The organism is Neorhizobium galegae (assembly GCF_017877135.1).
GTDB lineage: Bacteria > Pseudomonadota > Alphaproteobacteria > Rhizobiales > Rhizobiaceae > Neorhizobium > Neorhizobium galegae_A.
Map to the genome: position 1 here is coordinate 1,422,124 of NZ_JAGIPH010000001.1, position 24,581 is coordinate 1,446,704.

Annotated in this window: 7 protein-coding genes; 6 read left to right on the top strand and 1 reads right to left on the bottom strand. The window is 63.5% G+C overall.

Annotated features, from left to right (window positions below; genetic code table 11):
- The first annotated feature begins 195 nt into the window (after window positions 1-195).
- The 3 genes from J2858_RS07015 (at window position 196) to J2858_RS07025 (ending at window position 21,322) form a co-directional block, all read left to right on the top strand.
- Complete coding sequence (locus J2858_RS07015) at window positions 196-18,555, top strand: leukotoxin LktA family filamentous adhesin (RefSeq protein ID WP_210103974.1); 18,360 nt, start codon at window positions 196-198, stop codon at window positions 18,553-18,555.
- 114 nt (window positions 18,556-18,669) lie between these two features.
- Window positions 18,670-19,377 (top strand): invasion associated locus B family protein, encoded by a 708-nt coding sequence (locus J2858_RS24295; protein WP_210103975.1) that lies wholly within the window; start codon window positions 18,670-18,672, stop codon window positions 19,375-19,377.
- 181 nt (window positions 19,378-19,558) lie between these two features.
- Window positions 19,559-21,322 carry a ShlB/FhaC/HecB family hemolysin secretion/activation protein gene (locus tag J2858_RS07025; RefSeq protein WP_210103976.1) on the top strand — a complete coding sequence of 588 codons (1,764 nt, stop codon included), beginning with the start codon at window positions 19,559-19,561 and terminating at the stop codon, window positions 21,320-21,322.
- Between the two features lie 46 nt (window positions 21,323-21,368).
- Here the strand turns inward: J2858_RS07025 and J2858_RS07030 are convergent, their stop codons facing one another.
- Complete coding sequence (locus J2858_RS07030) at window positions 21,369-21,623, bottom strand: hypothetical protein (protein WP_210103977.1); 255 nt, start codon at window positions 21,621-21,623, stop codon at window positions 21,369-21,371.
- 188 nt (window positions 21,624-21,811) lie between these two features.
- Between J2858_RS07030 and J2858_RS07035 the strand changes: the two genes are divergently transcribed.
- The 3 genes from J2858_RS07035 to kynA all read left to right on the top strand — a co-directional run bounded on the left by J2858_RS07035 (window position 21,812) and on the right by kynA (window position 24,563).
- On the top strand, window positions 21,812-22,390 hold the full coding sequence (locus J2858_RS07035; protein WP_210103978.1) for a DNA-3-methyladenine glycosylase: 579 nt from the start codon (window positions 21,812-21,814) through the stop codon (window positions 22,388-22,390).
- Window positions 22,391-22,521: 131 nt separating this feature from the next.
- Window positions 22,522-23,727 carry a kynureninase gene (gene kynU, locus J2858_RS07040; protein ID WP_210103979.1) on the top strand — a complete coding sequence of 402 codons (1,206 nt, stop codon included), beginning with the start codon at window positions 22,522-22,524 and terminating at the stop codon, window positions 23,725-23,727.
- A complete protein-coding gene (gene kynA / locus J2858_RS07045; protein ID WP_348635449.1) occupies window positions 23,724-24,563 on the top strand; it encodes a tryptophan 2,3-dioxygenase in 840 nt (279 codons plus the stop codon). Before kynU ends, kynA begins: the two co-directional genes overlap by 4 nt.
- Window positions 24,564-24,581 lie beyond the last annotated feature (18 nt).

Below are 24,581 nucleotides of genomic sequence, written 5' to 3' on the forward strand. Positions count from 1 at the left end.
TAATTCTACTTATAAAACACGATTAAATATTTGAAACCTCACCACATCCGCATCTAGACTTCCATTTTTCAACTCTGTATCTCTAGAAACATCGGGTGGAATCGGATCAGTATTATTTATTACTAAAATATACTGGCCGATTGAAAAAATTGAGAAGGTGCGGCCGATGCTGGGCGGCGCCGGGGGTTCTTTCAAATGGTTGATCGGTCTCGTCACTGGTATCCTGGTTTTGCGCGTTTTTCCCGCACGCTGACGGCCACTGTCGTGTCAGGAAGTCTGGCGCTGCAGCCCTTCCTCGTGCACGCGCAGCAAATCGTCATCGACGGACGCACGCAAACTTCGCTGCAGGTGCACGGCGCCGTCACGGACGTGACGACGAAGACGATCGCCAATGGCAATGCGCTTAACTCGTTTTCCAAGTTCAACGTGGATTCCGGCAATACGGTCAATCTCTATGTGCCTGAGGGCGCCGACCGTCTGCTGAACATCGTCCGCGACACCCAGACCTCGATCAACGGCATCCTGAACAGCTATCAGCACGGCGAGATTGGCGGCGACGTTTATTTCCTCAACCCCCACGGGGTGGTGGTGGGTGAAGGCGGTGTCGTCAATACGGGCCGCCTGACGCTGCAGACCCCGACCTCCGACTTCGTCGATGGCCTGATCGACAACCGCGGCGCCATCAGCCATGCGCAGGTGGATGCCGCCGTGCGCGGCGAGATCCCGCTGTCGAAGGACGGAAGCGTGCGCATTCTGGGCGAGGTGAATGCCCGCGACCAGCTGATCATCCGCTCGGCCAGCCAGGAAATCCACGGCACGGTGCGGCAAGGGGCCGAAGCCTCGCGTGCCATTTTCGAGCATGTCGTCAACACGGATGGCCTGCAGAAAGGGGCGCAGTCGGTCGCGGTCGGCGCCGACGGCACGATCTCGCTGCTGGGAGCAGGCCAGACGACGGCCGCACCCAAGATGATCGCGCTGGACCAGAAGGCCGACACACGCACCGAAACTTCGCTCACCATCCGTGAGGGCCTGGTCGACATCTCGACCAACACCATCAACGGCAACAATGCCTATAACTCCTTCAGTGTCTTCGACGTCTATGCGGGGCAGACGGTCAATCTGATCGTTCCCTCCACCGTCTCCAACCTGATCAACGTCGTCCACGACAAGCAGTCGAACATCGACGGCCAGCTCAATACATTGAAGAACGGCCAGGTTGGCGGCAATGTGTTCTTCCTCAACCCCTATGGCATCGTGGTCGGTGCCAGCGGCATCCTGCGGGCCGACAGCATCACGCTCGCCACTCCCTCCACCGAGGATGTGGATCAGCTTCTAAAGACCGGTCGCGCGCCGGCGCAAAATGACGCGCTATCGCTTCTGACGCTCGGCGCCTTGCAGAAGAACAGCAAGGGCATCGTCAACGTTGCGGGCGTCGTTCAGGCGAAGTCGAACATCACTGTGGCGGCAAAGGATGTCGATCTCTCCGGTCAGTTGACCGTGGAAGGTTCAGGCGCTGCCGGTATTGCGCCGCAGATCGTGGTGCAGTCGGTCGAGGACACCGTGATCAACGGCGCGGGCATCCGCGCCGATGGCGCAAACGGCCGCGATGCCGGCTCGATCAGCATCCGCTCCGGCAACGACGTGACGGTGAAGGCCGGCAGCCTGATTTCGGCAAGCGGCAAGGGTGCCAACTCTGACGGCGGTTCGGTGGTCATCTTCGCCGAGAACGAATCACAGCTGGCAGCGGACGCTTCGGTCATGGCGCTCGGCGGCGACGTGTCGGGCAATGGCGGCTTCATCGAGTTCAGCGGCCGCAATGTCGTGACCCTGTCCGGCGGCACGCTGGAAGCCGCCGCCTTCTTCGGCGAGGGCGGCAAGGTGCTGATCGATCCGGCCCAGATCGTCATTGCCGCCAACACCTGCCTCGGCTGCGGCGGGGCCTATTCCGGCGCCATTTCGGCCGGCACCACCTTCAGCCTTCAGGCGAGCCAAAGCATCACGCTGGCGCAAAACGTCTTCCTCTCCACCCGCCAGGTGGGCGGCGCAACCGATCGAAACAGCCACGCCAATGCCGCCTCCACCGGTGCCTCCGGCAATGTCGAACTGACGGCTGCCAAGATCGACCTGAAGAGCGGTTCGGCCATCTATGCCCAGGGCAGCGGCAATTATGCCGGTGGCGACGTGACCCTCTCCGGTCAGACGATCAACCTCGAAAACGCAACGATCTCCGGCAAGAACGTGGCGCTCGCCGCCAGCGACGAACAGTCGGATTCCGTCGCCTTCCTCGTGCAGACCGGCACGGCCTTCAGCAGCGTCAACATCACCAAAGGCAGCCGCATCAAGGCAGACGGCACGCTGGACGTGACCGCGACCGCCTCCTCGGTGGTCGAGGATCTCAGCCTCAACGTCAACCGCCCCTATCTGCTCTCCTCGGCTAACAAGGCCACCGCTTCTGTCACGATAGACAATTCGAGCCTCATCGCCCGGGACGATGTGACCGTCGATGCCAATGCCAAGACCGTTTCGCTCGCCAGCGACCTCCTGACTGACAGCGTTCTGCCCATTCCAATTCCCTTCGATGCCGCCGTAGGCGTCGCGCTCTCCAGCGCCACAGTCAATGTGCAGAACGGATCGAACATCATCAGCGACACGGCAAGCGTCAGCCTGACGGCCGACAGCCGCGCCGAGGTAGAGGCGATCGCGACTGCGCGCAACATTACCTTCGGACAGGCATCTCTTCCCTATGCGGCTGCCGTTTCGGTTGGCGTTCTCACCAATGATGCAACGGTCAATGTCGACAATTCGACGCTGACGGCCGCCGAGGACGTCAATGTCCGCGCCTATGCGCTGAGCGACAACAGCAACACCTTCAACGTCCTGGCCGGTGGATCCACCACCGGTGCGCTCGGAATCGGCTTCAACTTCACCGATCACCAGGCGGTTGCCCGCGTTCACAATTCCGACGTGACCGCCACCAATGGTGATATCAACGTCCAGACCGAAAGCATTTTGCGCGCCGAACAGGCTGGAACGCTGTCGGTGAAGGACAGCGCGACTGACAACATTCTCGACCTCCTGGACGGCGTGGTCACGGCCGTGGTGGACGAATTCTTCACGGACGATGGCGAGGTCAACGAGACCGGCGACAAGATCACCACCTACTGGGACATTACCAAGGATGCCGCGACAGCGATCGATGCGCTGGCCTCCGTCTATAGTGCTGCCTGGGGCGAAAAATCCGGGATTTCCGGCAAGCGTCAGGAAGGCAAGGACAAGGTCTGGGGCGCGGCCGCAGGCGCGCTGATTGCCCTTGACAACAGCTCGGCGGAAGTGACGGCGGATGGCGGAAAATCCGTCAGCATCACCGCCGGCGGCGACCTCAACGTCGAAAGCCGTTCGAATGCGCTGACCATGAACTCCGTCGCAAGCGAAGTGGCTTACGAAGGCGAAGGGGGCAGTGCCACCTCACTGTCACTCAATCTTTCCTACGAAAACATCTCCAACCGCGCCGTCATCGATGGCGCCGGCGGCACGCTCGCAGTGGATGCAGGTGCCGTTTCGGTGCAGGCGACGCAGTTCGAGACCACAACGGATCCGGATGACGAAGAGGTCGAATATCTGGAGTTCCGGGGCGAGGAAATGAATGCCGGGCACTATGCCAATGGTCGCAGCGTCATCGCCAATGCGCGCGCCGCAGCGCCGGACGCGACGGCCAACACCTATGCGATCGGCATCGGCGTTTCCATGCGGGATGTGGAGGCCTATGTCGACAACGCCGCCTTGAAGCTTGCCGAGGACGGCGCGCTGTCGATCGGCGCGGAGAACGTGCTGTCCGTTCTCTACATGGAAGCCGGTGACGCCGAAGACATGGCGGTGCTGGCGCAGGAAGCTGCGACAGGGCGCCTTGCCGATCAATTGTCTGAGATCCGCGATGCGAAGGCGGCCGCCAAGGCCGCCGCCGAGAGCGAAAAGGCCAATGCGACCACAGCCGAGGCGAAGGCTGCAGCCGACAAGAAGATTGCCGCGGCCGATGCCGACCTGAAGAAGACGGAAGTCCAGGAGGCCAAGGTCGAGGAAACGAAGACGGAAGCGGAAGCCGCTGCCGCGAACCCGGTTGCCTCGCTCGGTTCCACCTATACCGTTGGCTTCAACATGATCGACCAGAACACCAAGGCTGAGCTTCGCGGCGGAGCCTCGATCGGTTCGGAAGTGTCGAACGGCGTCCTGTCCGGCGCGGTGGGTGATATCGCAGTGACTGCGCATTCCGGCATGGAAGGCGGGCTCAGCACCTATGCGACGCTGAACGGCGGCAGCGCAAAATCTGCCTCCAGCGGCACGGCCCTTAACATCGGCGTGAACGTGCTGCTCGGCGAAACGACGGCCAAGATTGCCGAGAAGGCAGGCTCCGGTGGTGGGTCGAATGCCCAGAACACCCTGGCCTCGAGCGGCGACGTCACGGTCAGCGCCCGCAACGAGACCTCCTTCCAGATCGTCAACAAAAGTGCGACGCCGGAGAAGATGTCCGGGGACGCCACCTCTGCCAACCTGATCACGCTCTCCGGCGGCATCCAGATGCTGGACACCGGCGCGCGCCTGGAGCGCAGCGTGCTCGCCGACGGCGCGCTGACCGTGGAGGCAGCGAGCGCCAATACGGTGGCAACCTACCTGATCGGCACGACGGCAGGTGGCGCGGTGTCGCCCGTCAGCAACGCCGTGACCAACGGGCTCGACCTGATTGCCGGCATTGCCGGCTACGACCTCGGCGATGAGGAAGAGGAAGGCGAGCCGCCGGCAGACGAGGGGGACGAAGATGAGACTTCTTCCAACGCCAAGCTTGGCATCGGCGCCATTCTGAACGTCGCAATGGTGGCGAGCGCCCTTCGCAACAGTGCCTCGATGATGGAATCGGCCGAGAAGGCCATGAGCGCGGAAGAAGACGCGCAGGGCGTGATGAAGGAGCAGGGCAAGAAGGACTTCGTCCTCAGCGCCGGCTTCTCCTATAATTCCTTCGACAGTGTGGCGGAAACCGCCTCCAACCTGACGCTGCGCGGCGAAGGCGTGACAGTCGGCGCCTACAATGTCACCGACGCTGATGTAACCGTCACGTCGAATTCGGAATTCGACGAAGGCGCCGGCGCGACAGTTCTGTCGGTGGCCGCCAACCTTGCCAACCAGGACAACCGTGCCCTGATCGGCTCCGGCAGCACGATCATCGTCGGTCAGGATGGCCTGACCGTCGAGGCCGCCACCAAGGCCTATGGCACTGATGAGAATGGCGACGAGACGCTGGATGACGACACCAGTGATTTCTTTGCCCGCAGCACCGGCAAGTCCGGCCTGAAGGGCAAGCAGATGATCATCGCGCTTGGCCTCAATATCGTCGACTTCGAGAATGAAGCAACCGTCGGCAACAATGTGACTGTACTGTCGCAGGCTGCTTACGACGCAGCCAACCAGTCCGATCTCGCCGGCGTGATCGCCAGCGGCGACGACAAGCCAGCCGTTTCTGTGAACTCGGCCGCCGCCATGACGCTGAAAGCCGAAGGCAACGCCGCCAACGGCACCAATGGCCTGTTCTTCGATGGCGAGGACGGCCTGCTCGGCTATTACGAGTCCACCGAAGGCATGCGCGGCGGCGCGCTCGGCCTGTCTATCGCCAAGATGGCAACGCCGCTGATCGCCGGCTATCTGGACGCCCGCGTCAAACAACGTCAGTCCGAACTTACAGAAGGTCATAGCGCCGCTGGAGAGGGCGATGCCAAGGGCTTCGGCATCGGCATCAATATCGGCTCCATCGATGTCACGTCCAAGATCGGCGACGACAATGCGATCGTCGATATCGGCGATCTTGCGGTCACCACTGATGCGCAGGTCCGCACCAGTGCACAGGGCGTGGCCGGTACCGGCCCCTCGGGCGAGATCCTCAGCCTTTCGCCGGAGGCGAGCGAATCGGCTGCCACCGCCATGGATGCGGCCGCGGCGATCAACGTTGTCTATGGCGATGTCTCGGCCGCCATCGGCACGACGCGCACCGGCACGCTGCGTGCCGCCGATGCCGATGCGGACCTCGAGGCGCTTCTCGCCGACGGCTACATCTATGCCGATACGGTGACGGTCAGCGCCAAGACCCAGGCCATGGCCGAGGCGACCGCTGACGGCAAGGCGGCCGGTGCCCAGGCGGCGGATGGTGCTGCCGGTGCCATCAACCTGCATGATTTCGACACGACCGCCACGCTGTCTGCCTCCATCCGTGCCACCGGCGATGTGGCGGTTACCGCCACCTCCGATACGGTGGAAGTGGTCAGTGCCGAGGCCTCTGCGCGCGGCACGCCGGTGGAAGCCTATGCCTCGAAGCTGAAGAGCTCGGTCAACAACCTGCTGATCGGCACCAACGGCAGCAATCCGAACACCAGCATCTTCGGCCGGGCCGCCGACCGCTTCAAGAGCACCTATGACAAGGTCAGCAGCACGACCGAAGAACTGAACAATGCCAAACCCACCCAGGCCTTTGCTGCGGCTGTCGGATTCAACTTCGCCGATCACGATACCAAGGCGATCGTCTCTGACAATGTGAAGATCGAAACGCCCGGCGCAATCAGCGTCATTGCCGACCATGATGCCATGTCGATGGTCGAAGCCTCCGGTGCAGCCGTTCTCAGCGACGACGCAACCGGCGCGGCGATGAGCATCAACGTCATCAACACCACGGTGGCGGCCAATATCGGCAAGAATGTCGTGCTGGGCACCGCTGCAACGCAGGCCGGCGATGTGACTGTCCAGGCGATGAGCCGGTTCAATACGGGCGTCAATGTCGATGATCTCCTGGTCTACAAGACCGACGACGACGGCAATTACATTCTCGATAACGGCGAGAAGGTTCTCGACGAAACCTTACCCGATTTCACCTATTCTGCCGAAGCCATCGCCGGTGCCGGCGGCAAGGGCTCCGCGCTGACGGGCGCGTTTGCCGCGACCGTCTATCTCGGCGATACCGCGACGACACTTGGCAACGGCGTCAAGATCAATGCGACCGGCGACACGACCATCGGCGCCTATGACCGTTCTCAGGTCGCCAACAAGGCCTGGGGCGTGTCTGCCGCGCTTGGCACCGGGACGAGCGTCAACAAATCGGCACGCGGCGCCGTCGGCTCGATCATCTATCGCGGCCGCTCGGTGACCACCACCATCGGCACCGACCTTGATCTTCAGACGGAGGGCGCAGCCGATATCGTCGCCAAGGTTCTGATGCCATCCGAGGCCTGGGTGGGGCCAGACGATGACGGCGTCACCTCCTCCACCACCTGGCTTGATTATGTCGATCCGTTGCTTGGCGGCGACCTTGCCGCACCCTTGCGCAAGGCCGATCCGGCGGTGACGCAGTCGCTGCACAACCAGGTGATCGCGGCCGCGGCCGCCGGCCAGAGCACGCAGGCCTCCTTCAGCGGTGCGCTCGGCATTACGGTTGCCAACGGCGTCACGAAGGTGGCGATCGGCGATCGCGCCCATGTCGAGGCCGACACGATCAATGTCGAAAGCCGAATGAACCAGGAAATGCTGGGTATCGGTGGTTCGCTGACGGTCAGCCTTTCGGGCTCTGGCGGCACCTTCGGCGTGCAGGGTGCCGTCAACGTGGTGATGGACGACGTGCTGACCTCTGTTGGCAAGGGCGGCGTCTTCGTCGCCAATGGCGGCGGGGCCGACTTCACCTCCGAAGCCGAGACGCAGGCGATGTCAATCACCGCGGTTGCCTCGCTGTCCGGCTCCAGCTCGACGACGGTTGCGGCCAACATCGCCTCCAACACCTTCCAGAGTTCGGCCAAGACATCGATCGCTGACAACGTGTCGATCACCTCGGCCGACGATACCAACATTACCTCGCGCAATGCCATTGAGGCCTTTGCCTTTGCCGGCGCACTCGGCGTCAGCTTCGGCGGCGCCAATCCGGTTGCCGCCACCGTGGTCAGCAACACGCAGCTCTCTTCGGCGGAGAGCCTGCTCGCCTCCGGCGTGACCGTGACCTCGACCGACGGCTCCGTCAATCTCGGCGCCGCCACCAGCGAACGGCTTCTGTCCGTGCCGGTGGCCGGCGGTGGCCGTGCAGGTGTTTTGAGCGTCACTGTGGTCGACAGCACCACGCGCGCCGTTGCAGACGCAACGTCGACGCTTACGGCCGAGAACGGCGATGTCTCGGTGACGGCAGAGAACACGTCTGACGTGCTGGAAATCGCCGGTACCATTGCCTTCTCCATGAATGGTGCCGCCTTCGGTCTCACAATGCCCGGCACCGGCGTCAACAAGACGGTGGAAGCGCAGATCGGCAACGCCGAGGCGCGCAACATAGAGATTGCCGCGCGCTCCTCCAACGATATCCGCCAGCTGGCCGGCGCCGGCGCCGCTAGCACGCAGAGCACGGGCGCAGGCGGAACGGTATCCGTTCTGGTGCTGGATAACGACGTGACCGCCCGTATTGCCGCAGGGGCCACTGTTACGGCCAACGGCAATGTCTGGTTGGATGCGGCCGATGACAGCAGCCTGCTGCAGTTCGGCGGCGGCATCGGCGCCGGCCAGAATGTCGGCGTCGGCGCAAGCGTCGGCTCGCTGGTCGTGCTCGGCAATACGCTGGCCGAGGTCGGCAGCAATGCGACCGTCACGGCACGCGGACTGGAGAGCGAGGTCGTGACCTTCCAGCAGTTGCAGGAGGTGGACGAGGCGAAGGAATCGCAACGGACCGGCATTGTCGGTAGTTTCGAGGCACTGGAAGATACCGGCCTTGCCTTTGCCGACGACGTGAAGGCAGCCTTCGATACGCTCGGGGATGTCGGCAAGTCGAAGGCGGAGCGCGATGCGCTGCTCGCCATGCCGACGACGACGCGTACCGCCAAGGGTTTTGTGATGACCGCCAATGGCGATCATCGCGCCGTCGCCATCTCGCTGGCCGTCGGTGCCTCGACGGGGACTGCCGGCGTCGGCGGCGTCGTGGATGTCGGCGTGTTCAGCAACACCGTGACGGCGCATGTCGCAAACGGCGCCAGCATCAATGAAGGTCTGACGGCTGCGACGCTTGGCGATTACGGTTCTAGCCAGGATACGATCATCAGTGCCCAGTCGACGGGCCGCATGATCGGCTTTGCGGGCATGGTCGGCGCTGCCGCCACGGCCGGCGTCGGCGGCGGCGCGACCGTCAACGTCTTCAGCGGCACGACCGAAGCCGTCGTCGATAGCGGCGCGGTGGTCAAGGCCCGGCGGGACGTTGAACTCGCCGCCCGGCGCCAGCAACAGATCGGCGTCGCCGGCTTCGCCATGGGTGCGTCGAGCGGTGCAGCCGGCGTGGGTGCTGCGGTCAACGTGACGACGATTTCCGGAACGACGCTTGCCCGCCTCGACGGCCGCGCGGACGCCTATCGCGACGTCTCCATCAACGCGCGCGAAAGCTCGCAGCATCTCGAAGTGGTCGGCGCGATCGGCGTGGCCGGCACGGCCGGCGTCGGCGGTGCGATCAACGTTGCCGTCGCCAGCAGCACCACCTCCGCCGTGCTCGGCGCCTCCGGTGCGATCAATGCGATCGGCGATACCAGCATCACGGCGCGCGCCCGCGAATATATCGGCAACATCATCGTCGCCGGTGGCGTGGGCGGCACGGTCGGCGTCGGCGCCTCGATCAACGTGGTCGATTCCCGCCGCGGCATTTCCTCCTATGCCTATGGCCGCATCAACCAGGATGCCGCCTTCCAGTCGGCCGGCAGCGGCCAGGATGTCGAGATCGAAGCGTCCAGCGCAATCGACATGTATCGCCTGGTCGGCGGTCTCGGCGGCGGCGGCACGGTCGGCGTCGGTGTGAGCTTCGACATGGCGACCATCCTCAACCAGACCGACGCGGCCATCGGTGGCAATGCCAAGGTCTATACCGGCGGCAATGTCGATATCGATGCCGTCTCGGCGAAGAATTATGCCTCCAACACCATTGCCGGCGGCGTCGGCGGCGTGGTGGGCGTCGGCGGCGCGGTGGTCATCAACCGCACCGGCTCCGGCAATCTGAACGGCTACCAGAACAATGACGGTACCTCGGCTGTCGATGGCGGCGGCATGGCTGCCGATATTGACGGTGTTCTCTCCAAAGTCGCGGCGAGCCGTATCCAAAGCAGCGGCAATGCCTCGCTCGACGCGACCGTTGCCAAGGCGAATGGTGCCACGGCCTCCAGCCTCTCCGGTGACGCGACCAGCGTTTCGGCCATGCTGACCAAGGACGGTCATGACCGCACCTCCGCCACCATTGGCGATAGCGCTCAGGTCGTCGCCGGCCGCGCGGTCAGTCTCGCCGCTGCCGATTACGGACGCGTCTACCAGCTGGCCGGGACGGTCGGCGTGGGCGGAACGGTCGGCGTCGGTCTCACCGTCGGCGTCAACGACTTCTCATCCTCGGCAATCACCGCCATCGGCAACAATGCCCGCGTAACCGCAGGCACCACGCTGTCGATGGATGCAGAAAACGTCTCCGTGCTGGAGGCGGTCAACTTTGCCGGGGCGGCCGGTCTTGTCGGCGTGGCCGGCTCGATCAACTACAACCGCCTGCGCAACACGGCCAATACGTCGATCGGCGCCGGGGCTCAGGTCACCGCCTCCCAGGCCCAGATCATTGCCGAAAACGAGCAGAATCTGGCCGCGACCACCATCGGTATCGCGGGCGGCTTTGTCGGTGTTGGCGTCTCCTATACGCGCGCAGAACTGGAAGGCGGCGCCTTCACGACGATCGGCAACGGTGCGACGGTGACGACGCTCTCCGGCGATCTTGACGTGCTGGCCGAACAGCGCTTCCGCATGTCGGTTGACGGACTGGCGGGTGCTGGTGGTGCCGTGGCTGGCCAGGCGGCGGTCTCTGAAATCGAGGAAGACAGCGACGCTACGGTGCAACTCGGCGACAACGTGACGCTCGACTCGGCCGGCGTGCTCAACCTTGAGGCTCAGAATCTCGGCTGGTCGGTCTCCAACGTTGTCGGCATCGCGTTCGGCGCGGTCGCGGCCGGCTATGTCCATTCCTATGCCGAAAGCTATGGCGATGCCTCGGTATTGGCCGGCAACAACCATCACCTGACCGGCAGCGCGGTGGACATCTCCGCTCTCGTCGGCGACCTGCAGTCGGTCGGTCGTCTGGCCGGTTCCGCTACGCTCGGCACGATCGCCGGCGACCGCAGCGCCGTTGCAACTGCACTTGAATATATCGGCCTCGTCCGCTCGACCTATCGTCGCGCCGACAGCTTCGCGCTGGCGGCCGCCGGTGGCATTGGTGCAGCTCAGGGCAGCAACATCGCCGCGATGACGGGCAACGATACCCTTGTCGACCTCGGCTATGGCCAGATCACTGCGCGCAGCGGCGATGTCGACATCAGCACTGAAAATGAGGCATCGCTGCAGACCAAGATCATCGGCATCACCGTCGGCGCCCTGTCGCTCGGTGCGCATGTGGCGCAGACGAAGAACGAGAACAACAGCCGCATCGTCCTCGGCTCCTCGATCAATGCGAAGGATATTTCCATCCTCGCCAACAGCGACACCCGCGCCACGGCGGAGAGCTTCGCCGTGTCCGGCGGCATCTATACGGCCGGCATTTCCATGGCCAAGGTGATCGACCGCGGCGCGACAACCATCGAATTGCGCGATCTCGGAACGGTGACGACCGGTGACGACATCAGCGCGACCGGCACGATCATCATCAAGGCCGATCACGAACGCCACTTCGACGGCAAGATGAACTCCTTCGGCGTCGGCCTGGTGGGCGGCGGCGACGGCACCACCGTTTACGACGTGGCAGGCTCCTCGACGGTCGACATCGGCGACAACCGCAAGATCGTCTCGAAGACCTATGACGATCAGAGCAATGGCGAGAACATCCAGATCCTCGCCCGTAACGCAATCGCCAAGGACCTGTTCAGCGGCACCAATCTCAACCTGAAGGCCTATGGCGCAATTGCCGTGGCCGAGGTGGATTCGGACATTACCGTCAAGACCAATACCGGTGTTGCGATCGGCCGCAATGCTCAGATCTATTCGGCGGGCGACCTCACCATCAAGTCGATGGCGAACGTCAGCGGCGACGATGTGATCACCATCGATTCTGCCGGTGCGGCTGCCGCCGCCACGGGCAAGACGAAGTTTACCCACACCGGAACGACCGGCGACCGTGCGCAGTCCTTCGTCACGGTGGGTGATTCGGCCGCGCTGTTTGCCGGCGAGCACCTGGAAGCCTCGGCCGTGACCGACACCAACATCTCGACCTCAGGCGACGGCTCGGCCTATGGCCTTGGCGCCACGCTGCGGGTTGATTCGGTCAGCGCGTCCACCTCGGACAACGTGGTGACGATCGGCACCAATGCCACCGTGACCAGCTACGGCGACGTCTTCCTGGGCGCCGGCGAGGACTATGTGGCGGCCGACAACAAGACTGCGCTCGCGGGCGATCGCCTTGTCGGCTATCGTATCAACAACAATACGGTTGCTTCCTCGGTCGTTTCGATCATCGGGGCTGCCATCGGCATTCCGCGCGACAATATCTCGCGCGCCACCAGCGACCAGCACAACCTCCTGAACATTGCCAGCGGCAGCAAGGTCCAGTCGGCCGACAACCTGCATGCGGGGGCCTCCGACGACCTGCGGGGCGGTGCCACGGCCTATATCGACGTGCGCAACTATTCCGCAACGAGCTTCCTGACGGCCTTCATGGACATCAAGGGCGTTGGCAAATCCAGCAAGGCCGGGGTGGTCAATCTCAACGGCACACTGGAAACGGGTGCCGACCGCACCCGCTGGATTTCAATCGACGGCACCGATGCGAACTCCGTCTCCGGCAAGGGCTACAACTGGCGCAAGGGTGTGAGCAAGTCCGGGAATACGTGGAACGTGAACTATGAGGCGCCGCTCGGCGACGTGGTGCTGCGCACGGGCGTCAACCATGGCGGTCTGATCGGCACGGGCACCATCGTGACCCCGCGCGACGCGGATCTGCGCGTGGTCAACACCTCCTCGGATGCGCTGTCGATCACCGGCCTGTCGATCCCCTATCTCGTCGGCGGCAAGCTCTACGTGAACGGGACGCAGGTGAAGCAGAACGGCTCGACGCTGCTCGGGACCGTCAATTACACGCTCCCGACCCAAGACAGCGTGCTCTCCGTCGTCAGCACCAATGCCGCCGGCGCCGATTTGACCGTCAACGGACAGATCAGCAATCTCGGTGGCTCGGTAACGCTGGCCAACATCTATGGCTCGGTGTCGCTGCAAGCCCGCGTGCAGGCGGCCGATCTGACCATCCTTGCCGGCCGTGACTTCCGTATCGACAGCGATGACGACATCAACCTCGGCAACGATCCGATCAGCGAGTACAGCAACCTCGCCAATTCCTACAACAACACTCAGACGGCCTCCAATTCGGACGTCAAGCTGTCGTCCTCCGGCACGCCGCAGGGTGCTGCCGGCTCGATCGAAGCGCTCGGCAACATCTATATCAAGGCCGCGGCGGTCAACATCAACGGCACCATCCGCTCGGGCGTCAGCGGCCGCGACACCACGGTGACGCAGGCGCAGGTCAATTCGGCCCTGTCGAGCAACCAGAAGACCCGTTACGAGCAGACCAAGAGCGAATCCGATCGCTACTATCAGCTCAATGCGGGCCTCGGCTTCGATCCGCTGACGGCAACGCGCGAGCAGCTGGCCAGCATCTCGATCGATGATCTTGCCGAAATTCCGCTCTATTACGACTACGCGACCGGTCACATCGTCGCGAAGAACCTGCAGGCGGAAGGCGGCACCATCGTGATCGAAGGGCGCATCGCCAGCACCGGCCGCGGCAAGGTGGAAGCGCTGGACGGCTATGCCCGCTTCGACATCACCAACCAGTCGACCAGCGCGCTCGAACTGCGCGACATCGACACCGGCGATGGCGTAGAAGGCACGATCGTCTTCAACGACCACAACTACCAGACGGCCGACAGCAGCTACCTGCAGACCCGCTGGGCCCGCGTCGGCAGCGATATCGTCAAGTACGAGAATACCTCTAACCAGCTGACGAACGGCGTGGCGATGACGCAGGTGGCAACAGGCGCCGCAGCCGCGACCTATGATCCGATGGCCGGCCAGCGCTACAAGTGGACCGTAACGGCCGATTATTATGATCTGGAACAGTTCTACTCGCACCACGAGGACAAGAGCGATGGTGAGGATGACGTCAACGACATCATCAGCCACCAGAACGGCGCCGACTGGACCTCTGCCGATTACAGCTGGATCCGCAACAAGCTGACCGGCGGTGACTGGGAACGCTGGGGTGATGACCATCAGAGTTGGTCAAGCCCGACCTATGGCAGCGACCCGATCGGCTCGCTGATCGTTGATACCTCCGATAGCTCAGAGTTCCACTATACCCGTCAGGTCACCGAAACGGGCCGCCAGGTGCAGAATTTCCAGAGCGAGACGGTCTGCGAAGCTGAGTTTATCGTCTGCTTGGACTACGAAGTCCGTCCGAAGATGGACTACCGCATCTATTACCACAGCAACCAGACCTATTCGGTAAAGGCGGACAAGACGATCAATATCGGCTTCTTCGGCGAGGATACCGGACGGATCGCAGTGGACAGCCAGGGCGACGTCCTGATCGGCGGCACGGTTCGCAACGTGACCGGCGAAACGGTGCTGACCAGCCATCAGGGTGGCATCTACACGGCCGAAAATGACGGCCAGAAGGGTGTGCTGATTGCCAACAACGTCACGCTGACCGGCAATACCAGCATTGGCAGCTCGGCAACCGACACGTTCCGCATCGAACAGACGGGCGACGATGCCATCGTCAATGCCACGGCACCGAACCTCTATCTCGAAGAGGTTACGGGTGGCCTGCGCCTCGGCCAGGTCAATGTCGATACGGCGAAGACGGCCAATGGCGGCGACCTGACGCTGATCGCGCGCGGCGACATCGATTTCCGCGCCTCCAACATGGGCTCGGTGGTTACGGCGGGCCGGATCCAGCTGGAAAGCAAGACCGGCAAGCTTCTCACCAATGTCGCCGACAACGGACTGGACGTGGACACCGATGCGGCGGGTGGTGGCACGCTGAGCGTAAAGACGAAGGATCCAAATGCGGTCACCATCCGCGAAGTGTCCGGCGACCTGCGCGTCGATACGATCGACATTGCCGGCGACCTGACGCTGATGGTCAATGGCGATCTGCTGAACGGACAGGACGATACGCTCGATCTGACAGCCTACGACGCAGGCTTCGCAAGCTATCTCGACAGCCGCGGCATCGGCACGGCGTCCTACACGCAGAGTGAGACCAAACTGGTCAACGATGCCAAGGCCGAGCAGATGACGCAGATGTATAAGGCCTACTGGAAGATGCGGGGTGCCGGTTCCGGCAGCACCAATAGCCTGGCGCGCGTCGCTGCGACCGAAAGCACGATCGCCCCCTACGACAAGAACTTCGTCTACCACGTGTCGAACACGGACCGGACGGCGCTCAAGGCCAACGGCTTCTCCGATGCCGACATTGTGGCGTATGAGGCGAAGCAGACAGCCTTCTATCACGACGCGCATGACAAGCTGGGCGCCGCTGCCGAAGGCACCTATGACGAGAACTTCACCTACCAGTTGACGGATGCAGAACGCACCGCCAACACGCAGGGCCTGACGCTCGATCGCGACGCAGTCCTCTCGGCTGTCAATGCGGAGGTCGTGGGTGGCAATGCAACCGGTTCGACGCTCGCCAGCAATATCCAGGCCGGCAGCCTCAACATCGACGTCAGCGGCACGATCGGCGATTCCAGCCAAAGCGTGACGCTCAACGCTGACGGCGACAAGACGATGTCCGTGGCGGACATGCAGAAGATGCGCACCGCCCAGGCCGGCGATATACAGTACCACGACGACGGGACGGTCACGCTGACCAATCATGAGGGCGTGTCGATCAATACCGATGGCACCGTCAGCGTGACCGCCGGTCAGGATGCCTATCTGCAGAGCCAGGGCGACCTCAACGTGAAGACGATTGCGGTCGGCGAAACGCTGCAGCTTGTCACCTCCGGAAGCCTGCTGAACGCCAATGACGACAGCACGGCCAACGTGACCGGTCGCAACCTGATCCTCTCCTCCGCCGGCGACAATCTCGGAACCGCCGACAAGCGCTTCGTCACCGACACCACCGATGACGGCTATGTGCAGCTGCGCACCGACGGTTCGGCCTATCTGTTGGAAAAGACCGGCGACCTGCGCCTGCAGGATGCGGCCGGCCCGACGCTCGACCTGCAGGCCAATGACGGCCGGATCGTCGATGCGTTGAACGACAAGGGCGTGGAGATCAACGGCGACAATGTGAAGCTCTTCGCCCGCGACGGCATCGGCACAGAGGGCGCCGATCTCGACGTGACAACGCGCGTCAAAGGCTCGATCTCGGTAGAGACGCCCGGCGATTCCTTTGTCTATGCCCCGGATCTTCCCGTGACGGTGAAAGAGGCCGTCGTCGGCGGCCTCTCGAAGATCGTCTCAGCCAGCCAGATCCTGGTCGAGGCGGGTCAGACCTTCTCGGCAAGCGTCATCGACTGGTTCGCGCCGGACGACATCACCTTCGAAGAGAACAGCAAGGTCATCTCGCGTGACGGCACTGCCAAGTTCCGCACCTATGCCAATCTGGTGATGGGCGAAGGCTCGACCATTGATGCTGAGGGCAATGGCATTGATATCGGCGCGGCCGGAAATGTCGTGCTTGGCAACCTCGTCAGCACGAAGGGCGGCGACAATGTCATCGTCGTGGATGCCGGTGGTTCGATCAACGGCAATGGCGACAGTCTGAAGGATATCGACGTCTCCGACGATACCGCAGGCGTGACGCTTTCGGCCCATGGCGGTATCGGCGGCGACACGGCGCTCGCCACCAATCTCGCCCGCCTGACCTTCACCAATGTCGATGGCGGCGACGTGGCGATCGAAAACAGCCGCAGCATGACGCTGGAAAACAGCAGCGTGGGCGCGGGCTCTTCCATCAGCGTCTCGACGGCGGGTGACCTGCTGACGCAGTCCGTCACCGCGGTCGATGGCGACATTGCGCTCTCGGCCGATGCCAAGCTGACCCAGGTCCAGAACGCCGTCATCAATGCCGGCACAGGGTCGATTGCGATCACGGCGGGCACGGATGCGCTGCTTTACCGCATCATGACGGCCGGAAACGGCAATATCGATGTGGCCGCGCTGACCGGTGAGGTCAGCCTCAACAAGGACGTCAGCACCGCCGAAGGCTCGATCAGCGTCACAGCCGCGACGGATCTGTCACTCGCCGATACTGCCAACGTGACGGCGGCCGGTGCCGGCGACGTGTCGCTGACGGCCACAACTGGCCAGCTGACCCAGGGCGCGCTTGCCGTCATCAACGGCGGCACGGGGTCGGTTTCCCTGTCGGCCGGTACGGATGCGGTGCTGAACCGCATCCTGACGGGCGGCAACGGCAATATCGCCGTGGCGGCACTGACGGGCCGGGTCGATCTCAACAAGGAAGTCAGCACCGCCGAGGGCGACATCAGCGTCACGGCCCATACGAACCTCACGCTCGCCGATGCCGCCAACGTGACGGCGGCCGGTGCCGGCGACGTGTCGCTGACGGCCACAACTGGCCAGCTGACCCAGGGCGCGCTTGCCGTCATCAACGGCGGCACGGGATCGGTTTCGCTGTCGGCCGGTACGGATGCGGTGCTGAACCGCATCCTGACGGGTGGCAACGGCAATATCGACGTGGCGGCGCTGACCGGTCAGATCAACCTGAACAAGGAGATCAGCACGGCAGAAGGCAATATCAGCGTGACGGCCTATACCGACCTGACGCTTGCCGATGCCGGTCACGTGACGGCGGCCGGCGCGGGCAATATTCGCCTTGATGCCACCACCGGGCTGCTGACCCAGGCGCTGGGCGCCATCATCGACGGGGGAACCGGCGATGTGGATCTGCTGGCCGGTCACGACGCAATCCTGCAGACCGTCCGGACCGCGGGCAACGGCGACATCGGGATCGTCAGCCGCCAGGGCAATGTCTTCCTGGAGAACGATATCGATACCGCGGAAGGCTCCATGAACATTCTGGCCCAGCACAATGTCTTCATCGCGGCCACGTCCGACCTCACGGCGCAAGGGGCAGGGGACATCAACATCCGCACGCTTCAGGACAGCGTCATCCAGGCGCAGGGTTCCTGGATCGACGGCGGCCGCGGTCAGGTGCGTATCCATGGTGCCTTCGATGTGGTGCTGCGCGATGTCCGCTCCAGCTATCCGTCGCGCTACCGGATCATGGCGACGGCCGGCAACTATATCGACGACGGCGGCAATGCCCATCGCAATGTGCTGGACACCGAGATGCGCAATGCCCGCATCGATGTGGCCGCGCTGATGCCGGTGGTGCCGGATGCGGACCTTTACCTGCGGGCACTGCGTGCCCTGCAGGACGGCCGGGTCGGCATCGTCAACCGCGGCACGAGCGTCGGTGCCGAGGAGGTGGAAAGCGATGAAAATGGAGCCATCGTTCTGGCGCCGTAAACCTGAACCCGTGCGGGAGGGCAGCAATCTGTGGAAGCAGATGGGCTGGCCTCCCGCAGCAACGACCTTCGTGCCACAAGAGCAGCGAAGATTATTTCCAGAAGTGAGGATGTCGTGTCCAAGAATGCATTCCGTTTGAACTCCCTGACCACTGCCTTTGCTGCCTGCCTGGCGCTTGGCGTTGCTGTGCCGCTGGTGGCAGAGGCCGCCGGCACCGGCGACAAGCCGAAGGCCGTCGATGCGGCCGCACCGGCCACCGCAGCCGCTGCGCCGGCCGCCCCAGCGCCAGCCGCCCAGCAGGCCGACGCGGCCCAGAAGGGCAAGGATGCCGCCGCCGGCGGCGACATCCAGAGCGGCCCGAAGGTCACGGTGCAGCAGCACGGCGACTGGCTGATGGAATGCTACGATCCGGCCGTCAACAACGTGAACTGCCAGATCAAGCAGCGGATCGCCCAGAAGGATACCGACCGCAACATTCTGGTGATGAGCATCGCCTTCGATCCGAAGGCCAAGAGCAATGTCATCCAGTATGTGTTGCCGCTGGACTTCCTGCTCACGCCCGGCGTCTCCGTCGAGGTCGGCAGCTACCAGACGACCGCCGGCGTCAACCGATGCTCGGCCCAGGGCTGCTTCGTCGAAGGCACCACCGACGATGCCTTCATCAAGGCGATGCAGGGCGCCAAGGACGGTGGCCGCGTCGTGATCGTGTCGCGCACCGGCCAGAAGGTCGGCATCGGCTTCTCGGTCGCCGGCTTCTCCAAGGCCTATGAAGAAATGATCAAGGAAAACACGCGGATGGCAGCGCAGCAGCCGAAGGGCTGAGGCAGATACGGGCGGCCTTCGCCGCCCGACGCCATGCAAGCAGACTGGGGAGGCCCGCGGGGGGTCTCCCTGCGGAATATCGGGGGTTCAGGTGCGGTCGGTTCGGGACACACAGCGCGGCGGATTGAGCCGGCGCGACAAGGCACAACAGATCGGGACAGCGACGGATGCCGGACAGGGCATGGCTTTGACCGGTCGTCTGGTGTGGGCAGGCGCCATGCTGGTAGGCCTGTCTTGCGGCCTGGCTGCGGCTCCGGCCGACGCGGCACCGGCCCTGCCGACGGTGCCTTCGGCGACCAATGCCGATATCAACAATCCGCGCGCCGTGAGCGATTTCGAGGAGCGTGAACGCCAGCGCGCGCTGGAGCGCGCCACCGACCGGCAGCCGGCAGCCCCGAGCGCGCCGGAGCACGAGGACGTGGCCGTGCCGAAGGGGGCAGAGCGCGCGAGTTTCGTGCTGAAGGATGTCGCGTTCAACGAGAGCCGCATCTTCACCAAGGCCGATCTCGACGCAATCGTCGCGCCTTATCTCAACCGCAAGATCTCCGTCGCGGACCTGTTCCGCATGACGGCAAAGATCAACGCGACCTATCGCGAGCGGGGCTATATCACGGCACAGGCGGTGCTGGTGCCGCAGCAGATCGCTGGCGGTCATGTCCGCATCCAGCTGGTGGAAGGCACGATCGGCGCCGTCGAGGTGTCCGGCAACAAGAAGGTTCGCTCCGATGTGGTGATCGACCATGTCGAGGTGCTGCCGGGCAGCATTCCCACCATCCAGCTGATCGAGCGGCGGCTGGCCGCGGTCAACCAGAACCGCAAGTTCCAGGTCACGGCCGGGCTGAAGCCCGGCAAGGAGACCGGCACCACGGATCTTCAGTTGCAGGTCACCAGCGAGCCGAAGCCCTTCAGCGGCACCGTCTATATGAACAACCAGGGCACCCGCGACAGCGGTCGCTATACGCTCGGCGCCACCGCCAGCCTCTACTCGCCCTTCGGCTATGACGAGACCCTTTCCGCCGGCCTGACCACCTCCGTCAGCGACATGAGCAACATGTTGCAGGATTTCGACGTCGGCTCCTATTTCTTCGACGCGGATCTTCCGATGCCGGTGGGCAATGGCGGGCTGCGCCTGCTGTATTCGCATTCGGATTCCAAGGTGCTGGAAGGCAGCTTTGCCTCGCTCGGCGTGCTGGGCCGCGGCGATCTCGTCAGCCTCACCTATACGCAGCCTTTCTACACCACGCCGACCTGGAACTTCTCGACCGTCAGCGGCGGGCAGTGGAGCGATACCCACAGCGAGGTCAGCACCGTCGATACCGACACGCTGTCGTTTCGCGTGTTCGGCGGTGTAAAGGGGCAGGCAACCTTCCCCACCACCGGCACCTATATCGAAACCGAGCTCCGCCTCATCCAGTCCTGGGTCGACACCAAGGGGCTGAGCGGCCATGACCGCGACACCATCACCCGCATCGTGGGCAGCGCCACGCTGTTCCAGTCGATGGGCGACGGGCTCAGCCTGATGATGCGGGCGGGCGGACAATATACGCCGGAAAAGCGCCTACCCTCCGGCGAACTCTGGTATCTCGGCGGGGTCAGCACGCTACCCGCCTACGAGCTGTCGTCCCTGTCCGGAGACAACGGCCTCTACCTTGCCAACCAGATCCGCTACAGTTCCGACTATTACAACAGCGGCATGCAGCAGGCGCTCGGCATTCCCTTCTCATCCGGCATCCGCGCCTTCTACGATGTCGGCGCCGTGTTTGACGATTACCTGCGCGGCGAATCCAGCAGCTTCTACTCGGATGCGGGCTTTGGGCTGGATTTCGACATTGGCGGGCACCTGAGCGGCGACCTATCGGTAGCCTGGGCGATCGATCCGGAGATGAACAAAAACATCGAGATCGATAAGCCGCGCTTCCTCTTCACGGTCACCACCAGCTTCTGACGGACGGGCTGCAGCCCTCTGGGATGGCGCGACGGCGAATTCGGCATCACCGCCGCGGTTCGCCGCCCGGCGCGTAAACGCTTTTGCGGGCAAACAGGAATTTGTGGCCGCACTGGCAGCGCAGCATGTATTTTTTGGGGTCGCGGGCGGCAAATTCGGTGGTGAAGCCCTTGGGCATCTCGTCGATGGCAAAGCCCGGGTCCTTGCGGCGCGGGTCGTCGTCTTCCGACACCTCGGCAAAGCCGGAGTGTCCGCATTGCGGGCATTCGAGTTTTCGGGAATATCGGTCGCGTGCAGCCATGCGGGGGTAAGTAGACGCTCCACCTTGCCCTGACAAGACCGGGGAGAAGCAGGCGCCGGCAAAACCGCGATGGCAGCCAGAGGCGCTTGCGTCCCCTCGCCTGATCCGCGATCCGCCATTGTAGCCTTGCATCCGCCGGCACGTCGGGCGACAACGCCGGTTCGGGACTGGAGCAGGGAGCGAAGGCCATGCAGGAGCGCGCTTTTTTCGACCGCAGCGCCGTTATCGTCGCACAAGACCTGATCGGCGCCATGCTTACGGTCAACGGCGTTGGCGGCATGATCGTCGAAACAGAAGCCTATGAGCCGGATGACCCGGCCTCGCACAGCTTTCGCGGACCGACAGCCCGAACCCGCACCATGTTCGGCCCCGCCGGTCATGCCTATGTCTATCGGTCCTACGGCATTCACTGGTGCCTGAATTTCGTCTGCCGCCCGGGCAGTGCCGTGCTCATCCGCGCGCTTGCACCGACGATCGGCCTCAACGAGATGGCACGCCGGCGCGGGCGCGCCGACCCGGTGATCCTCTGCTCCGGGCCAGGACGCCTGGCGCAGGCGCTCGGCATCGACAGCCGGCACGATGGCGCGCCGCTTGATGCGCCGCCTTTCGTGCTGGAAGCTGCAGCGACCCCTCCCCTCATCCTCAGCGGCCCCCGCATCGGCATCACCAAGGCGACCGATCTGCCCTGGCGCTTCGGCCTTGAAGGTTCTGCTCATCTCAGCCGCCGCTTTCCGGCAGATGGGAAGGCACCGCCTGCCGCGCCATAAAGTGACGCGCGGGGTGGAATACCTAGTTTAAACTTAAAATGATTTGGGTATCATGCCGGAAACGCCCGCAGCGGCGTCGGGAGCATGGACCGGTCGGGGGCGGCAAGAATCCCCTGTGGGGCACAGAGAGAATGACGGACTTTCAAAAGACACGGGCGCTGTTTCACATGCCGGACGGCGTCATCTACCTGGATGGCAACTCGCTGGGGCCGCTGCCCCTTTCCGCGACCGAACGGGTGCGCGCCCTGATGGTGGACCAGTGGGGCGAAATGCTGATTCGCGGCTGGAACCAGGGTGGCTGGATGGCGACACCGCGTCGCATCGGCGACCGGGTCGGCCGCCTCATCGGCGCGTCCGAAGGCACGGTGGTGATGGGCGACACGCTCTCCATCAAGGTTTATCAGGCGCTGGCTTCCGCCCTGCAACTGGCCGAGGAACGTGATCCCGCCCGGCGCGTCATCCTCTCCGACAGCGGCAATTTTCCCTCCGATCTCTATATGGCCGAAGGGCTGATCACGTCGCTCGATCGCGGCTATGTGCTGAAAGTGGTCGATCCTCTGGCGGTGGAAGAGGCGATCGACGAGACGGTTGCCGTCACCATGCTCACCGAAGTCGATTACCGCACGGGGCGCCTGCACGACATGAAGGCGCTGACGAAGAAGGCACATGCGGCCGGCGCATTCACCATCTGGGATCTTGCCCATTCCGCCGGTGCCATTCCCGTCGATCTCTTGGGCGCCGATGCCGATTTTGCCGTCGGTTGTACCTATAAATACTTAAACGGCGGCCCCGGCGCGCCAGCCTTCATCTATGTCGCTCCCCGCCATGCTGACCAGGCGCGGCCGGCGCTCTCCGGCTGGCTCGGCCACGAAAAGCCCTTTGCCTTCGATCTCTCCTATCGCCCCGGTGAGGGCATCGACCGCATGCGCGTCGGCACCCCGCCCATCCTGGCGCTTGCGGCCCTGGATGCAGCACTCGACGCCTGGGACGATGTGGACATGGCCGACGTGCGCGAAAAGTCGATTGCTCTTTGCGATCTCTTCATCGCTGACGTGGAGGCGCGATGCCCCTCGCTCACGCTTGCCTCGCCGCGCGACGGCAGGAGCCGCGGCAGCCAGGTGTCGTTTCTGCATGACGAGGGCTACGCCATCATGCAGGCGCTCATCGCACGCGGCGTAATCGGCGATTTCCGTGCGCCGAACGCCATCCGTTTCGGCTTTACGCCGCTTTACATCGACGAGCGCGATGTCGTGTCTGCCGTCGACATTCTGGCGGAGATCATGGACCAGCGGCTCTGGGACAGGCCCGAATTCAAGCAGAGGGGTGTTGTGACGTGAGCGGAAAACCCTACAATCCGGCCGAAGACGGCGCCGAAATGTCGTTCCGCGAAAAAATGTCCTACACCGATTACCTGCAGCTCGACCCGATCCTGTCGGCGCAAAAGCCGCTGTCGTCGGCGCATGACGAACTGCTGTTCATCATCCAGCACCAGACCTCGGAGCTTTGGATGAAGCTTGCCATCCACGAGATCCGCTCGGCCATTGCAGCGATCCGCCGGGACGAGCCGCAGCCGGCCTTCAAGATGCTGTCGCGCGTGGCCCGCATCTTTGAACAGTTGAACAATGCCTGGGACGTGCTGCGCACCATGACGCCGAGCGAATATACGCAGTTTCGCGATGCGCTCGGCCAGTCGTCCGGCTTTCAGTCGGCGCAGTACCGCGCCATCGAGTTCCTCGCCGGCAACCGCAACCTCGCCATGCTCGGGCCCCACAGCCACCGGCCTGACCTGCTCTCCCACCTGGAAGACATCCTGGCGAGCCCGAGCCTTTATGACGAGGCGATCCTGCTTCTTGGCCGCAACGGTTTCGACATCGGCGCCGATGGCGAGCGGACGACATTTCGTGAGAAGCGCGTGGAAAGCGAAAAGGTGCTGGAGGCCTGGCGGCAGGTCTATGCCGCCCCCTCGCGCTTTTGGGATCTCTATGAGCTGGCGGAAAAACTGGTGGACTTCGAAGATTACTTCCGCCGCTGGCGCTTCAACCATGTCACGACTGTGGAGCGCGTCATCGGCTTCAAGCGCGGCACCGGCGGCACCTCCGGCACGCATTACCTGAAGAAGATGCTGGAAGTGGAACTGTTTCCGGAGCTTTGGCGGGTGCGCACCGTTCTCTGACCGATCAACCCAAACACG

Coding starts and splice junctions, on each gene's coding strand:
- kynU (WP_210103979.1), top strand. CDS start 22,522: ATGACGGACTTTCAAAAGACACGGGCGCTGTTTCACATGCCGGACGGC.
- J2858_RS07015 (WP_210103974.1), top strand. CDS start 196: ATGGTTGATCGGTCTCGTCACTGGTATCCTGGTTTTGCGCGTTTTTCC.
- J2858_RS07035 (WP_210103978.1), top strand. CDS start 21,812: ATGCAGGAGCGCGCTTTTTTCGACCGCAGCGCCGTTATCGTCGCACAA.
- J2858_RS07025 (WP_210103976.1), top strand. CDS start 19,559: ATGGCTTTGACCGGTCGTCTGGTGTGGGCAGGCGCCATGCTGGTAGGC.
- J2858_RS07030 (WP_210103977.1), bottom strand. CDS start 21,623: ATGGCTGCACGCGACCGATATTCCCGAAAACTCGAATGCCCGCAATGC.